At 73.8% G+C, this 12,707-nt stretch carries 11 protein-coding genes, 1 tRNA gene and 1 pseudogene; 10 read left to right on the forward strand and 3 right to left on the reverse strand.

Annotated features, from left to right (window positions below):
* Positions 1–128: 128 nt before the first annotated feature.
* Complete coding sequence (gene aceE / locus LX83_RS10565) at positions 129–2,906, reverse strand: pyruvate dehydrogenase (acetyl-transferring), homodimeric type (protein ID WP_253769823.1); 2,778 nt, start codon at positions 2,904–2,906, stop codon at positions 129–131.
* A 381-nt stretch (positions 2,907–3,287) separates the two neighbouring features.
* On the opposite strand from aceE, the gene LX83_RS10570 reads away from it, so the two are divergent.
* The 10 genes and pseudogenes from LX83_RS10570 (at position 3,288) to LX83_RS10610 (ending at position 11,056) form a co-directional block, all read left to right on the forward strand.
* Positions 3,288–3,719, forward strand: coding sequence for a DUF3052 domain-containing protein (locus LX83_RS10570; RefSeq protein WP_253769825.1), 432 nt, complete (start codon positions 3,288–3,290; stop codon positions 3,717–3,719).
* Positions 3,720–3,824: 105 nt separating this feature from the next.
* The gene (locus LX83_RS10575; protein ID WP_253770177.1) at positions 3,825–4,289 is read left to right on the forward strand and encodes a peroxiredoxin; all 465 of its coding nucleotides are present in this window, start codon (positions 3,825–3,827) and stop codon (positions 4,287–4,289) included.
* Positions 4,290–4,343: 54 nt separating this feature from the next.
* Positions 4,344–4,418 (forward strand) — tRNA-Val (locus LX83_RS10580).
* 146 nt (positions 4,419–4,564) lie between these two features.
* A pseudogene (locus LX83_RS38655) lies at positions 4,565–4,798 on the forward strand (DUF4419 domain-containing protein); the annotation flags it as partial.
* 205 nt (positions 4,799–5,003) lie between these two features.
* Positions 5,004–6,209, forward strand: a complete 1,206-nt coding sequence (locus LX83_RS10585; protein ID WP_253769827.1) for a sensor histidine kinase — start codon at positions 5,004–5,006, stop codon at positions 6,207–6,209.
* A 32-nt stretch (positions 6,210–6,241) separates the two neighbouring features.
* Positions 6,242–6,859, forward strand: a complete 618-nt coding sequence (locus LX83_RS10590) for a response regulator (protein WP_253770179.1) — start codon at positions 6,242–6,244, stop codon at positions 6,857–6,859.
* Between the two features lie 194 nt (positions 6,860–7,053).
* On the forward strand, positions 7,054–8,571 hold the full coding sequence (locus tag LX83_RS10595) for a hypothetical protein (RefSeq protein ID WP_253769829.1): 1,518 nt from the start codon (positions 7,054–7,056) through the stop codon (positions 8,569–8,571).
* On the forward strand, positions 8,568–9,053 hold the full coding sequence (locus LX83_RS10600) for a FixH family protein (RefSeq protein WP_253769831.1): 486 nt from the start codon (positions 8,568–8,570) through the stop codon (positions 9,051–9,053). Before LX83_RS10595 ends, LX83_RS10600 begins: the two co-directional genes overlap by 4 nt.
* A gap of 207 nt (positions 9,054–9,260) precedes the next feature.
* Positions 9,261–10,481: a hypothetical protein gene (locus tag LX83_RS10605; RefSeq protein ID WP_253769834.1), complete on the forward strand. Its 1,221-nt coding sequence runs from the start codon at positions 9,261–9,263 to the stop codon at positions 10,479–10,481.
* Between the two features lie 23 nt (positions 10,482–10,504).
* Complete coding sequence (locus LX83_RS10610; RefSeq protein WP_253770181.1) at positions 10,505–11,056, forward strand: hypothetical protein; 552 nt, start codon at positions 10,505–10,507, stop codon at positions 11,054–11,056.
* 92 nt (positions 11,057–11,148) lie between these two features.
* Here the strand turns inward: LX83_RS10610 and LX83_RS10615 are convergent, their stop codons facing one another.
* Together LX83_RS10615 and LX83_RS10620 are read right to left on the reverse strand one after the other, a co-directional pair.
* Positions 11,149–12,003, reverse strand: a complete 855-nt coding sequence (locus tag LX83_RS10615; RefSeq protein WP_253769836.1) for an alpha/beta fold hydrolase — start codon at positions 12,001–12,003, stop codon at positions 11,149–11,151.
* Positions 12,000–12,602, reverse strand: coding sequence for a MarR family winged helix-turn-helix transcriptional regulator (locus LX83_RS10620; protein WP_253769838.1), 603 nt, complete (start codon positions 12,600–12,602; stop codon positions 12,000–12,002). Before LX83_RS10620 ends, LX83_RS10615 begins: the two co-directional genes overlap by 4 nt.
* Positions 12,603–12,707 lie beyond the last annotated feature (105 nt).

A 12,707-nucleotide genomic window follows, 5' to 3' on the forward strand; every position in this document is an offset into this window, starting at 1 on the left:
CGGCGCCAGCGGCGTCAGTGGCGGCGCCCCGGGAAAAACAGCAGGGGCGCCGCGCCCCCACCGAAATGGGGGGGCACGGCGCCCCTGAATACCCGTTACGGCCTCAGCGCACGCGCTGCTCGGCCGGCTCAGGCGACCCCGGGGTCCGAGGTCTGCGGGCCGGCCGCGGTCACGTCGTCCAGGCGGTACTTGCGGGTCGCGGCGATCACCTTGGCCTGGTCCACCTCACCGCGGCGGGCCAGCGCGGTGAGCACACCGACCACGATGGACTCGGCGTCGACCAGGAAGTGCCGGCGGGCGGCCGGCCGGGTGTCGGAGAAGCCGAACCCGTCCGTGCCCAGGGTGAGCATGTCGCCGGGCACCCACGGGCGGATCAGGTCGGGCACGGCGCGCATCCAGTCGGACACCGCCACCACCGGCCCGGCCGCGTCCTCCAGCACCTGGGTCACGTACGGCACGCGCGGCTCGCTCTCCGGGTGGAGCAGGTTGTGCCGGTCGATCTCCACGGCCTCGCGGCGCAGCTCCGAGTAGGACGTGGCCGACCACACGTCGGCCTGCACGCCCCACTCGTCGGCGAGCAGCTGCTGGGCCTTGAGCGCCCACGGCATGGCCACACCCGAGGCCAGGACCTGCGCCCGGGGGCCGCCCGTGCCCGGCGCCACCGCGTACCGGTACAGGCCGCGCAGCAGGCCCTCCACGTCCAGGTCGGCCGGCTCGGCCGGCTGCTGGTAGGGCTCGTTGTAGACGGTCAGGTAGTAGAACACGTCCTCGGCCTGCTCGCCGTACATGCGGCGCAGCCCGTCCTTGACGATGTGGGCCACCTCGTAGGACCACGCCGGGTCGTAGGCGACCACGGCCGGGTTGGTGTGCGCCAGCAGCAGCGAGTGGCCGTCGTTGTGCTGCAGGCCCTCACCGGTCAGCGTGGTGCGGCCGGCCGTGGCGCCCAGGACGAAGCCCCGGGCCATCTGGTCGGCGGCGGCCCACAGGCCGTCACCGGTGCGCTGGAACCCGAACATCGAGTAGAAGATGTAGATCGGGATCATCGGCTCGCCGTGCGTGGCGTAGGACGTGCCGACCGCGGTGAACGAGGCGGTGGAGCCGGCCTCGTTGATGCCCTCGTGCAGGATCTGGCCCGTGTCGCTCTCCTTGTAGGCGAGCATCAGCTGGGCGTCCACGGACGTGTAGAGCTGGCCCTGCGGGTTGTAGATCTTCTGCGTGGGGAACATCGAGTCCATGCCGAAGGTCCGGGCCTCGTCCGGGATGATCGGCACGATCCGCTTGCCGATCTCCTTGTCCTTGGCCAGGTCCTTGACCAGCCGGACGAACGCCATGGTGGTGGCGACCTCCTGCTTGCCGGACCCGCGCCGGATGACGTCGTAGACCTTGTCGCCCGGCAGCACCAGCGCCTTGGACTTGGCCCGCCGCTCCGGCAGGTAGCCGCCGAGCTGGCGGCGCCGCTCCATCAGGTAGCGGATCTCCGGCGCGTCCGGCCCCGGGTGGTAGTACGGCGGCAGGTAGGGGTCGCGCTCCAGGTCGGCGTCGGAGATCGGGATGCGCAGGGTGTCCCGGAACAACTTCAGGTCGTCCAGGGTCATCTTCTTCATCTGGTGGGTGGCGTTGCGGCCCTCGAAGTGCGGGCCGAGGCCGTAGCCCTTGATGGTGTGCGCCAGGATCACGGTGGGCTGACCGGTGGTCTCCACGGCCGCCTGGTAGGCCGCGTACACCTTGCGGTAGTCGTGGCCGCCCCGCTTGAGGTTCCAGATCTCCTGGTCGCTCAGCTTGGCGACCAGCTCCTTGGTGCGCGGGTCGCGGCCGAAGAAGTGCTCCCGGACGTAGGCGCCGTCGTTGGCCTTGTAGGTCTGGTAGTCACCGTCCGGGGTGACGTTCATGAGGTTGATCAGCGCGCCGTCGCGGTCGGCGTGCAGCAGCGCGTCCCACTCCCGGCCCCAGATCACCTTGATCACGTTCCAGCCGGCGCCGCGGAAGAACGACTCCAGCTCCTGGATGATCTTGCCGTTGCCGCGGACCGGGCCGTCCAGCCGCTGCAGGTTGCAGTTGATCACGAAGGTCAGGTTGTCCAGACCCTCGTTGGCGGCCACGTGCACCAGACCGCGCGACTCGGCCTCGTCCAGCTCGCCGTCCCCGAGGAAGGCCCACACCCGCTGGTCGGAGGTGTCCTTGATGCCCCGGGCGTGCAGGTAGCGGTTGAACCGGGCCTGGTAGATGGCGTTCATCGGGCCCAGGCCCATGGAGACCGTGGGAAACTCCCAGAAGTCCGGCATCAGCCGGGGGTGCGGGTAGGACGGCAGACCGGCGCCGGCCCCGCCGTGCGAGTACTCCTGGCGGAAGCCGTCCAGGTGCTCGGCGGACAGCCGGCCCTCCAGGAACGCCCTGGCGTAGACGCCGGGGGAGGCGTGGCCCTGGATGTAGATCTGGTCGCCGCCGCCCGGGTGGTCCTTGCCGCGGAAGAACCAGTTGAAGCCGACCTCGTAGAGGGTGGCCGAGGAGGCGTAGGTGGAGATGTGGCCGCCGACGCCCACGCCGGGCCGCTGCGCGCGGTGCACGGTCATGGCCGCGTTCCACCGGATCCAGGCCCGGTAGCGGCGCTCGGTCTCCTCGTCACCGGGGAACCAGGGCTCCTGCTCGGTGGGGATCGTGTTGACGTAGTCGGTGCTGGTCAGAGACGGGATGCCGACACGGCTCTCGCGGGCGCGCTCCAGCAGGCGCAGCATCAGGTAGCGGGCACGCTGCTGGCCGGCGCCCTTCAGCACAGCATCGAACGACTCCAGCCACTCGGAGGTCTCTTCCGGGTCGATGTCCGGAAGGTAGGACGCGAAGCCGTCGCGGATGACGTGCACTCGTCCATGGGTGCCCGTGCCGCCGTTGGCGTTGTTCTGCGGGGCCAAGGGTTCTCCTCGCCTGGGTTGTCTTCTGTGCTGGCCGATCAACCCCGCTTACTGAGCGGAGTCACCGGCACGGTCGGGTCCCGTCCGAGTGACGCCCAACCGTCCTATTGTCCTCTCATCGTCGCCCCAGGTACCCGTCCTCGTCACCGCTACCGGTGAGTAATGCTGAATCGTGTCCTCGCGCGCGCGCAATAAGAGGTGTGTCCAAGGGTGCCTCATTGCATCGGCAAGGTGTCGAGGGGGTCAAGTCACGGCGTGTCACGGTGTGGGCGGTTGCGCAGGGGGGCATGCGCAGTGTTCGCTAATCGCGACCAGAGTTGGCACAGTGTGCGGCGACCCGTGTGGTCTGCCGCACTTGGTGTAGTTGGAGGAGTGGAAGCCGTGGTCGCCGCGGGAGACGCTGGCAAGGTCGGCGTCGCCGAGAAGCTCGGGATCGAACCGGGCATGGTGGTCCAGGAGATCGGCTGGGACGAGGACGTTGACGACGACGTTCGTGCCGCGATCGAGGAGCGCATCGGGAGTGATCTCCTCGATGAGGACACCGATGAGGTGGTTGACGTCGTCCTGCTGTGGTGGCGGGAGAGCGACGGCGACCTGGTCGACGCGCTCATGGACGCCACTGGTCCGTTGGCCGAGAACGGCGTGATCTGGGTGCTGACCCCGAAGACGGGGCGGCCCGGGCACGTCGAGCCGAGTGACATCGCCGAGGCGGTGCCCACCGCTGGACTCGCGCAGACGTCCAACATCAGCGTCGCGGCGGACTGGGCCGGGACCAGGCTGGTGCCGCCGAAGACAGTCAAGACCCGACGCTGAGGCCGCACTCGGTGAGAGTCTTGCCACCGCGCACGCTGACCGCGTCGGGCCGTCCCCTAGGCTTGGCGGGGCAACGTGCGCTCACACCCTGGGAGGATGCGCGGAATGGCGGCTGAGGTCGGTTCGGAGGCCCCGGACTTCACGCTCAACGACTACAACAAGCAGCAGGTCACGCTCTCGTCCTACCGGGGTGAGAGCAGCGTGCTGCTGGTGTTCTACCCGTTCGCGTTCAGCGGTATCTGCCAGGGCGAGCTGTGCCAGGTGCGCGACGAGCTGGCCACCTACACCAACGAGGGCGTCCAGGTCATCGGTGTGTCCGTGGACACGCCGTTCAGCCTGAAGGCGTGGGCGGAGCAGCAGGGCTACCAGTTCCCGCTGCTGTCGGACTTCTGGCCGCACGGCGAGGTCGCCAAGGCCTACGGCGTGTTCAACGAGGCCGCCGGGCTGGCCAACCGGGGCACCTTCCTGATCGACAAGGACGGTGTGATCCGGTTCGCCGAGATCAACCAGCCTGGTGAGCCCCGCGACCAGGAAGCGTGGAAGAAGGCCGTGGCCGCCCTGAACGGCTGAGGCCGGCGGCGCCGGACCGCCCGCCCACCCACGCGGCGGACCGGCGCCCCTTCCGGGCGCATAGCTCAGTGGAAGAGCACCTGCCTTACAAGCAGGGGGTCGCAGGTTCGAACCCTGCTGCGCCCACCAAGGACGGCCGGACACGGGCCGGCGCGGCCACAGCCGCGGTACCGGCGCCCGGTGGTGACCTTCCCGCTCGACCACGTCACCCCGCCGGCGAGCCACTGCCCCACTAAGCCGCTGCCCACCAAGCCGCTGCGCGAGCTGTCGCCGGGCGGGCGGTGCTGCTCGACGGGTACTCGCCGTACTTCGCGCTGATGGTGACCTGCGTCTGCGGCATCCCGTCGATCACCGTGACCGGCACGGTGGCGGACCGGCGCAGGATCCGCGCGCGGGTGGACGCGGTCGCCGCGCTGTTCGGCCGGCGAACCTGGTGCCGGTCGCTGCGGCCGATCGCCGACCAGTTCGTCCTGGCCGCTGCCGGGGACGTGGACACCGCGTTCTGGCGGCGCGTCTACCGGCCGATCGCGCGGCCGTACCCGTACCCGCTCGGCGCTGGCGGCGCCGTGGACCGGTCGAACCCGCTGCTGGACCTGCCCACCGGCGAGCCGCGCGGGGCGACCGCCGGCCTGGGCGGCGTCCGAGGCCCGCACCGGCCGCCTGGCTACCCTGGTACGCCCGCGAGGGGTGATCGTCGGGCACGGGGGAGGCGAGGTGCGGAACACCGAGGACCAGCCCGCCGGCCCTCGGCGCGGCCAGCGGGCGCTGGCCCGGCAGTCCCTGGTGGTGGCGGTGGCCTGCGCGGCCACCGACGCCGGGCTGTGCCTGCCGCCCGCGGACCTGGCCGACTGGCGGTGTTGGCTGCTGCTGGGCCTGGTGATCGTGGCCGACCTGGCGCTCGCCCTGCCGCCGCGCTGGGCCAGGGAGGTCGCCGTCGGGCACGGCCTGCTGGTCGCGCTGGCCCCGGTCCTGCTCGACGGACTGCCCGGCCCCCAGATGATCAACAACGCCGGCCTGCTGGTGTCCGGCTACCTGGCCGGGTCGTGGCTGCGCACCTGGCCGGCGCTGACCGCGCTGGCCGGCCTGGTGCTCGGGTTCGCGGTGAACGCGGTCGGCGATCAGGACTTCGCGCGCGGCTGGGTGGTGCTGCTGCTGATGATCGTCGGCAACTGCCTGGTGCCGTGGCTGGTCGGCCGGTTCACCATGGCCCGCCGCACCTACATCGTGGACCTCGAACAGCACGCCGAGCGGCTGCGCCGCGACGAGCAGGTGGCCGTGCAGCGGGCCGTGGCCGAGGAGCGCAGCGCCATCGCCCGCGACCTGCACGACGTGATCTCCCACCACGTCAGCACGATCAGCATGCACGCCGGTGCCGCCCGGCTCGGGCTGGCCGAGCCGGCCTCACCCGTGCACCGGTCGCTGGCCGCGGTGGAGGCCGCCAGCCGCGCGGCCCTGGCCGACCTGCGCCGGCTGCTGGACGTGCTGCACGGCCAGGACAGCGGCGCCGGCCAGCGGCAGCCCGGCCTGGACAACATCGACGAACTGCTCGACGGCGTGCGCGGCGCCGGCCTGCCGGTGCGGCTGACCGTCCACGGCGCCGCGCAGCCGCTGCCCGGTTCGCTGGACGTCGCCGCCTACCGGGTCATCCAGGAGGCACTGACCAACGCGGTGCGCCACGGCGACGGCGATACCGTGGAGATCGAGTTGACCCACCGGCCCGGCGAGGTGTGCGTGACCGTGACCAACGGCGTACCGGTCGGTGCCGGCGGCCGCGGCGGCGCCGAGGGGGAGTCGTCCCGACGCGGGCTGGCCGGGATGCGCCAGCGCGTCGCCCTGTTCGGCGGCCGGATCGGCTACGGCCCGCAGCCGGACGGCCGGCGCTGGCGGGTCCGGGTGAGCTTCCCGGTGGAGCAGACGTGACGATCAGGGTGCTGCTGGCCGACGACCACGCGATGTTCCGCTCGGGCATGCGTGCCGTGCTGGACACCCAGGCCGACCTGGAGTGCGTGGCCGAGGTGGCCGACGGCCGCGCCGCCATCACCGAGATCCACCGGCTGCGGCCGGACGTGGCCGTGCTGGACGTGCGCATGCCCCGGCTCGACGGGATCGCCGCCACCGAGGCCGTGCTGGCCGCTCCCGGCAACGGCACCCGCGTGCTGGTGCTGACCACCTACGACTCGGACGAGTACGTGTACCGGGCGCTGCGGGCCGGCGCGAGCGGGTTCCTGCTCAAGAGCCTGCCCCCGGAGGAGCTGATCTCCGCGGTCCGGGTGGCCGCCAGGGGTGACGCGCTGATCGACCCGTCGGTGACCCGCCGGCTGGTGGAGCAGTTCACCACCAGCATCGAACCGCCGAGCCGCACCCCGGAGGTGGACCGGCTGACCGCGCGGGAGCGCGAGGTGCTGCTGCTGGTGGCCGACGCCCGCAGCAACGCCGAGATCGCCAGGGAACTCGGCGTGGGCGAGGAGACGGTGAAGACGCACGTGTCGCGGGTGCTGGCCAAGCTCGGCCTGCGCGACCGGGTGCACGCCGTGGTCTACGCGCACCGCAACGGGCTGGTCGGCCGCTGAGGCGTCCGGCGGCAGCCCCGCGCCAGCCGGTCCCGCGCCAGTCGGTGCTGTGCCAGTCGGTGCTGTGCCAGCCGCTCCCCGGGGAAACCAGCGGCTCCCCCGGACCAGGGGCGCCGCCTCCCCCGCGCAGGGGACGCCGCCTCCCGCCCCGGCGTGACGACACGGACGCGCGGGGTAACTAGCTTGTCTGGTCGATGCATGCGAGACCAACCGGACCGAGGGCCGCCCTGGTCCTGGCCCTCACCGCGCTCGTCCTGCTGCTGGCCGGGCCGCTGCCGGCCGCCGCGGACGGCGGACCCGTCGGCAGCGACCTGCACGTCGCCCAGACGCTGGGCGCGCGGGAACTCACCGTGGTGATCCGCCGCGTGCTGGCCACCCCCGGCCCGGTGCGGGTCGAGGTGGTCAGCCACGCCGGCACCCCCGCCGGCACCCTGCGCCTGCGGCTGGCCCCGACCGGCGCCACCACCGCCGACAGCGCCGCCACCGGGCTCGCCCCGCCCGGCACCGTCACCAGCAGCGCCGACCTGGTGCTCGGCGGCACGCCCGGCCTGTACGGCAGCACGCTGCGGGTGGACCGGCCCGGGCCGTGGGAACTGGCCGTCGACGACGGGGACCGGGTGGCCCGCATCCCGTTCGTGGTGCCGGCCAGGGTGGTGGCGCCGTGGGAGCCGTTCACCTACGGCGGGTTCGTCGCGGCCGGCGCGTTCCTGGTGCTCGCGCTGGTCACCGCGGTGCGGGCGCGCCGCGCCTGGGTGCCGCTGGTCCCGGCGGCCGGCGTGGTCGCGGCGATCGCGGTGGCCACCACGGCCGCGCTGCTGTCCGCGAGCATCCCGCCGCCACCCGCACCGGGCAGCCAGACCGACCCCAGCCTCGACACGGTCACCGACCCGTACGCGGTCGCGGCCCTGCCCGCGACCACCGACTACTCGCGGCCCCCGGTGACCCTGACCGTGGCCGCGCCCGACGCCCGCGCCGGGGCACCCGCGGACCTGCGGCTCACCCTCACCGACGTGGCCACCGGACGCGCCGTGGACGACCTGCTGGTGCACGACAACGCCCTGATCCACCTCATGGTGGTCGGCCCGTCCGGGCAGCTGTGGCACCTGCACCCGATCCGGCTGGGTCCCGGCGACTACCAGGCGCACTTCGTGCCACCCGAGGCCGGGACCTACGCGGTGGCCGCGGAACTGGCCCGGCGCGGCGGTGGCGTGCAGCTGCTCCGCCCGCCCTCGGGGCTCACCGTCCCCGGTGCGGCCGCCGGCGAGCACCGGGCCGGCCCGGCCGAGCCGGGCGGCCCGGGCGTGCGGGAGGTCAACGGCGTGACCGTGGCCGTGCGCGTGGACCAGCTGGCCGTGGGCACGGCGAGCACCATCACCGCGACCGTGGGCACCCGCCCGGACCTGCAGCCGTGGCTGGGCATGCTCGGCCACCTGATCATCGTCGGGCCGCTGCCGCCAGCCGCGGCGGAGGTCGGCGCCGCCGCCCTGACCGCCCCCCACTGGGCGCACGCCCACGCCATGGCGCCGGTGAGCAACGCCGCGACCGGCCCACCCGACGAGACCGTGGCCGCGTTCGGGCCGGCGGCCCACTTCACTCACACCTTCGCCGCGCCCGGCCACTACCGGCTGTGGGTGCAGGTCGAGCGCGAGTACGCGGTGCTGACCGTGCCCGTGGCGGTCGAGGTGCCCACCCCGCAGGGAGACCGCCCGTGACCGACAGACCGCCCGTGGCCGCCGGGCCGCCCTCGGCTGACGACCCCACCGCCGCCCACCGCCAGGTGCTCGCGCGCCGACCGGTGCTCGCGGTGCTGCTCGGCGTGGCCGTCGTCGCCGCCGGCCTGGTGTGGCTGCTCTGGCCGACCCCGGCCGGACCGGTGGTGCTGACCGCCGGCAGCGACCGGCACAGCGTGCGGCTCACCGTGGACCAGCCCCGGGTCGGCGCGGCGGGCGCCTGGCTGGTCGAGATCAGCGACCCGGCCGGCCAGCCCGTGTCGGCACCGGCGGTGCGCGTCGACCCGGTCATGCCGAGGATGGGCCACGCGATCGCCCCGCTGACCGCGACCGCCCAGGGACCCGGCCGGTACCGGGTGGACGCGGCCGCGCTGCCGATGGCCGGCGAGTGGGAGATCACCGTGGCGATCAGCGGCGCCGACGGGCCCGACCAGGTCGTGTTCCCGCTGCTGGTGTCCGGTTAGCCCGGCCCGGCCCGCGTGGTACCCGGCGGCCGGGGACGTCCCGCCCGATGCGGGACCGCGGCCGCACCGCGGCAGCCCGCGCCTGCCCCGCGATCCGATGCGGACGTTTCCACGAGGACGTTCCCGATCGGACGCTCTGCAGAGGACTTTCCGAACAGGACTTTCCGAAGAGGACATTCCGAACAGGACAGTGAAGGAGCGAACCGGATGGAGTTCACCGCATCGGGGTCGGTGGTCGGCCGGGCCGGCCCGGCCGACCACGCCCAGGCCCGCCCCGGGGCCGCGGCCCTGGGACTGCCGGCGGCGGGCGCGCTGCTCGGCGGCAGCGCGCTCTCCCTGGTCGGCCTGACCTGGGACGTGCAGTGGCACGAGGACGTCGGTCCGGACACGTTCTTCACCCTGCCGCACCTGTTCCTGTACTCGGGCAGCGCCGTCGCCGGGCTGGCCAGCCTGGCCGTGGTGCTGGCGACCACCGCGGCCCAGCGCGCCGGCCGGCGGGTGGACCCCACCCTGGGCGGCATGCCGGTCGGGGTGTTCGGCCGGACCTTCACCGCGCCGCTCGGCTACCTGGTTGCCGGCGTGGGCGCGGCGTCGTTCCTGCTCTACGGCCTGTGGGACCAGTGGTGGCACAGCCTGTACGGGTTTGACGCGGTGATCGACTCGCCACCGCACATCGGCCTGCTGCTGTCGGTCACCGGCACCATGATCGGCACGATCGTGGTGTTCGCCGCCGGCCGGCGCCACCGCTGGGGGCCGCCCGGCGTGGTGGTCAGCACGGCCATGCTGCTGGCGTTCAGCACGGTCACCGTGCTCGGCCTGCAGGGCCTGGACGGCGTGGTCGACGCGGTGGCCGTGGGGCTGGCCTTCCTGACCACGCTGCTGCTGGTGCTGGCCAGCGAGTTCGCCAGCCGCCGGCCCGGCGGCGGCCTGGCCACCGCCGCGGTGCTGGCCCTGCTGCAGGCGGTGTTCTGGTGGTTCTCGCCGTGGGCCGCGCACGCCTACGCCGACCTGGTCGGCCTGCCGCTGCGCGACTACGCGCTGGCGATCCCGGTGATGCCCGCGCTCATGCCGGTGTGCGCGGTCGCCGTCGGCGCCCTGGTCGACCTGCCGCGCTGGACCAGTCGGCGGCGCACCGGGCCGGGCCGGGCCGCCGGGCTCGCCACCGGGGCGCTCGGCGGCGCGCTGGTCGCCGGGCTCAACGGGGTGCAGCAGCACTGGCTGTACGGCACGCACCTGCCCGGCACGGCCACCCTGGCGGCCACCGCGGCACTGGGCGCCGTGGCCGGCCTGGCCGCGGGCCTGCTGGGCCGCGGGTTCGGCATCATGCTGCGCGGCGTCGCCGACGTGCCGGCCGGCCGGTCCGCGCCCGGTGTGCCGCCCGGCGCGACCGCCGCCGCCACCCCGGTCTCACCCGAGGGGGCACGGTGACCGGGCGGGCAGTGGCGGCCAGGCTGCGCACGGGCGCGGTGGCACTGCTGGCCGCGGTGGGCCTGACCGCCGCCGCGACCGCGCCCGCGGCGGCCGAGGAGTACCAGCCGGTGGAGACCGTGCACACCGAGCGGGTGCAGGTCGGGCCGTACGGGATGACCGTCGGGTTCAGCACCTGGCCGCTGCACGCCATGCGGTCCCTGGACTTCACGTTCACCCCCGACGACGGCATCGCCGGCAAGTCCGGCACGCTGACCGCGATCGGGCCGGACAACCCCGGTGCCCGGCCCCAGCCGCTGGCCCGCCACCCGCGCAAGCGCGACGTGTGGGGCCTGGACGTGCGGGCGCTGCCGGTCGAGGGCCAGTGGACCTTCCGGTTCACCATCGACGGTCCGGCCGGTCCGGGTGTCGGCGAACTCACCGGGCTGACCGTGCTCGCCCAGCCCGGCCCGCCCATGGCGGTGAGCTGGTCGATCAGCACCCTGCCGCTGCTGGGGCTGGTGGCCTTCCTGGTGGTGGCCTGGCGGCGGGTGCGGCCAGGGCGGGCACCGGCGGCCGGCGCCGCCAGCGGCTGAGGTGCTCGCTGGCCAGGCACGGCGCTCAGCCGGCTCTGGTGGCCCGCCTGCTGCGCTGATCACCCTGCTGCGCTGATCAGCCTGCTGTGGTGTCAGTCGGCCGTGGTGTCAGCCTGCTGTGTGGCCAGGAAGTCCCGCAGTTCCCGGTTGAACCGGTCGGGGGCCTCCAGGTTGATCATGTGCGCGACCCCGGTGACGCACACGTGCCGGACACCACCGGACACCCCGCGCGCGATGTGCTCGGCGTTGCCCACGATGTCGGTGCTGTCCAGGTCGCCGTGCAGCACCAGGGTCGGCACCCGGATCTGTCCGAGCCGGTCCGCCGCACCCACCTCCTGGGCGCGGCCGGCGCCCAGGCCGCGCGCGTGCCGGGTGACGTTGTGCTCGGCCGAGGCCCGCAGCCGCTCCCGCAGCGCCGGAGGCGTCCGCGCGGGGTCGCGGTGCGGGCCGTCCACCCACATCCGCAGGAAGTGCTCCACGAACGGTGCCGCGCCGCTGGTGTCCTCCAGCGCGGCCAGTTGCAGCGCCAGGTGGTGCCGCACGAACGGATCGGTGAACGGCCGGCCGCTGACCCCGGGCGCGGCCAGCACCAGGGCCGACACCAGCTGCGGGTGCGCGATCGCGGTGTCCAGGGCGGTCCGGGCGCCCAGGGACAGGCCCACCAGCGTCGCGTCGGTGATGTCGAGGTGCGCCAGCAGGGCGGCCAGGTCCTCCTGGTGGGCGTAGTCCCCGGTCACCGACGAGGAGCCGCCGTGGCCGCGGGCGTCGTAGCGGATCACCCGGTGGCCCAGGCCGGCCAGCCAGGAGAACTGCTCGTCCCACATGCCCATGTCGAGCATGCCGCCGTGCAGCAGCACCACGGCGGGTCCGCTGCCCGCCGTCTCGTAGCGCAGTTCACCGCCGGGCACGGGCGCGTGGCCGAGCGAGGTGGGCTGGGCCTGGGTCATGTCGGGTCTCCTCCGGTGTGGGGTGGGATGCGTGGGGCTCGCTCGGGCGCGCCGCCGTCGTCGCCGTCGTCGTTGCCGCCGTCGTCGCCGTCCGGGGCGCCGTCCTGGTCGCGCTGGTCGGGGGTGTCCTGGCCGAGGCGGTGGAACGCCTCGCCGAGCCGGTCCAGCACCCGCAGTGCCGTGGCGACCTCGGCCGGGGTGACGTCGTCGGACAGGCGACGGTGCAGTTCACGCCGTTCGGCCCGCTGGATGCCGGTGATCACGGCCGTGCCCCGAGCGGTGAGGCGGATCAGGTGGGAGCGCCGGTGTTCCGGATTGGGCACCGCCTCGACCAGGCCGAGGGCGGCCGCGTCGTTCACCAGCCGCTGGACCGGCTGCCGGTCCAGGCCCAACGCCCTGGCCACCTGGGGCACGGTGTGCGGACCGGTGGCGTGCAGGTGGTCCAGGACCGCGTGCTGCCCCGGGGTGACCCCGGTGCCGGCCAGCACCCGCTCCGCCGCGCGCACCACCGTGCGGTGCAGCGGCCACAGCCGGCGCACCACCTCGGCGAGCAGCGCGTCGAGCGCCACCGGAGTACCGTCACGCTCATTGGCATCCATGATGTCATTATGACATCAATGATGTCTTCTGTCCCGAGTGTCGGTCTCGGGTGTCCGGCGAGAAAAAAGCACCGCCCCGAGTGGTCCCGGCAGTGCGGGAACATC

This window comes from Goodfellowiella coeruleoviolacea, assembly GCF_024171785.1.
Taxonomy (GTDB): domain Bacteria; phylum Actinomycetota; class Actinomycetes; order Mycobacteriales; family Pseudonocardiaceae; genus Goodfellowiella; species Goodfellowiella coeruleoviolacea.

Bases quoted from the DNA above. Each gene is read 5' to 3' on its own strand.
- LX83_RS10575 (WP_253770177.1), top strand. From the start codon at position 3,825: ATGGCGGCTGAGGTCGGTTCGGAGGCCCCGGACTTCACGCTCAACGAC.
- LX83_RS10590 (WP_253770179.1), top strand. From the start codon at position 6,242: ATGTTCCGCTCGGGCATGCGTGCCGTGCTGGACACCCAGGCCGACCTG.
- LX83_RS10595 (WP_253769829.1), top strand. From the start codon at position 7,054: ATGCATGCGAGACCAACCGGACCGAGGGCCGCCCTGGTCCTGGCCCTC.
- LX83_RS10605 (WP_253769834.1), top strand. From the start codon at position 9,261: ATGGAGTTCACCGCATCGGGGTCGGTGGTCGGCCGGGCCGGCCCGGCC.
- LX83_RS10615 (WP_253769836.1), bottom strand. From the start codon at position 12,003: ATGACCCAGGCCCAGCCCACCTCGCTCGGCCACGCGCCCGTGCCCGGC.
- LX83_RS10620 (WP_253769838.1), bottom strand. From the start codon at position 12,602: ATGGATGCCAATGAGCGTGACGGTACTCCGGTGGCGCTCGACGCGCTG.